General features: G+C 43.1%; 2 protein-coding genes. One reads left to right on the top strand and one right to left on the bottom strand.

The window, feature by feature from the left end:
* Window positions 1-43: 43 nt before the first annotated feature.
* Window positions 44-1,192 carry an RNA-guided endonuclease InsQ/TnpB family protein gene (locus tag WBA89_RS22830; RefSeq protein ID WP_424409675.1) on the bottom strand — a complete coding sequence of 383 codons (1,149 nt, stop codon included), beginning with the start codon at window positions 1,190-1,192 and terminating at the stop codon, window positions 44-46.
* Between the two features lie 50 nt (window positions 1,193-1,242).
* Between WBA89_RS22830 and tnpA the strand changes: the two genes are divergently transcribed.
* Window positions 1,243-1,644, top strand: a complete 402-nt coding sequence (gene tnpA, locus WBA89_RS22825; protein WP_424409674.1) for an IS200/IS605 family transposase — start codon at window positions 1,243-1,245, stop codon at window positions 1,642-1,644.
* Window positions 1,645-1,677 lie beyond the last annotated feature (33 nt).

Genomic DNA, 1,677 nt, shown 5'->3' with positions numbered 1-1,677 from the left:
TTGACATACTCCCCAGCCTGAAGGCGTGGGGATTCTTGACACATCATTTCAACTTGCTATCCTTTGTAGTCTTACGGTCGATCCGTGTCCGTTTAGAGTCGTGGCAATGCCCTGTCCCGACTTTCTGTATATTCTTGGCTGCGTTCTCATCTCTGTCTTGATGCGTTCCGCAGTTTAAGCAGATTAATTCTCGAATTGAGAGGTCTAGTTTCCCCCACTTATATCCACAATCAGAACAGACTTGACTGGTAGGTTCCCAGCGACTAATTACCCTAAAATCGCGTCCCAGCTTCTCAGATTTGCCCTCACACAAAGCTCGGAATTCGTACCATCCTTGCAGGCTAATAGCCCTAGCGAGTTTGCGGTTATTGACCATTCCCGACACATTCAAATCTTCCAAGACAATGGTTTGGTTTTCACTCACAACCTTGGTAGATAGTTTGTGCAAAAAGTCTTTCCGGGTGTCGGCAATCTGATTGTGCAGTTTGGCTGTTTGAATGCGGGTTTTTTTTCTGCGTTTTGAGTCTTTGGGCTGGCGGGCTAACTTTTTTTGAAGTTGGCGGATTTTTCGCTCAAGAGCTTTGTAACTAGGACTTGCCACTTGTTCGCCATCGCTCATTACAGCAAAAGTTTTAATCCCTAAATCAATGCCGACACTTTGGCTCTTGGCATTAACTTGAATGGGTTCAATTTCTGTGACAAAGCTTAGGAAATAGCGGTTAGCGCAATCCTTGATGACAGTCACAGAACTTGGGTCTGATGGCAACTCCCTAGACCAGATTGGGCTGACATTCCCTATCTTAGCTAAATATACAGCTTTACCCTTAAGGGAAAAACCCGATTTAACAAAAGTCGCAGATTGATTGTTAGTTTTTTTCTTGAATCTGGGCTGACCTACTCTTTTTCCTTTTCTCTTACCATTTAAGGACTCGAAATAGCTTTTATAGGCAATCTCTAATTGTTTAAGAGATTGTTGCAGTGGAACAGAGGAAACATCATTTAGCCATTGTCTCTTTTCTGTCTTTTTCGACAAAGTTAAAGATTTGGCTAAAACGTTGTATCCAGGATACTTGCCAGCCTTGCTTTGAGCTAGGGCATCGTTCCAGACTACCCGGACGCAACCAAACAATTGGGCTAAACTTAGCTTTTGTTGGTATGTAGGGTAAAATCTGTAGTTGTACCGGGCTTTCATTGGCTGTGCTAGTATTGGTCTACAATTTATTCTATATTGGTCTACAGGCAATGTCAACCCAATTTCGCAAGGAAAGGCATTCTATTACAAACTTGTTGATTCACTTGGTCTGCGTAACCAAGTATCGCAGCCCCGTGTTTACAGCCAAAAGCCTTGTTTTGGTTGAAGAATCCTTCCGGGAAGTATCGCAAAAAATGGATTTTCAAATTCTTGAATTTAACGGTGAGACCGACCACATCCACGTATTAATTGAGTATCCGCCTAAACTTTCTATATCCGGCATTGTTAACGCGCTAAAAGGAGTTTCAAGCAGACGTTACGGTCAAGCGGGTCACCCTAAGCCATACAACAAAGATGCTTTGTGGAGTCCGAGTTACTTTGCCTCGTCAGTTGGCGGTGCCCCTATTGAAATATTGAAGCAATACATCAAAGAGCAAGAAAAGCCGTCCTAGAAGGACGGGGTTTTAAACCCAGTTTTCTGATAA

It is taken from the genome of Microcoleus sp. (assembly GCF_049646505.1).
Lineage (GTDB): Bacteria > Cyanobacteriota > Cyanobacteriia > Cyanobacteriales > Microcoleaceae > Microcoleus.
This window is presented reverse-complemented; position numbering and strand designations above follow the sequence as displayed.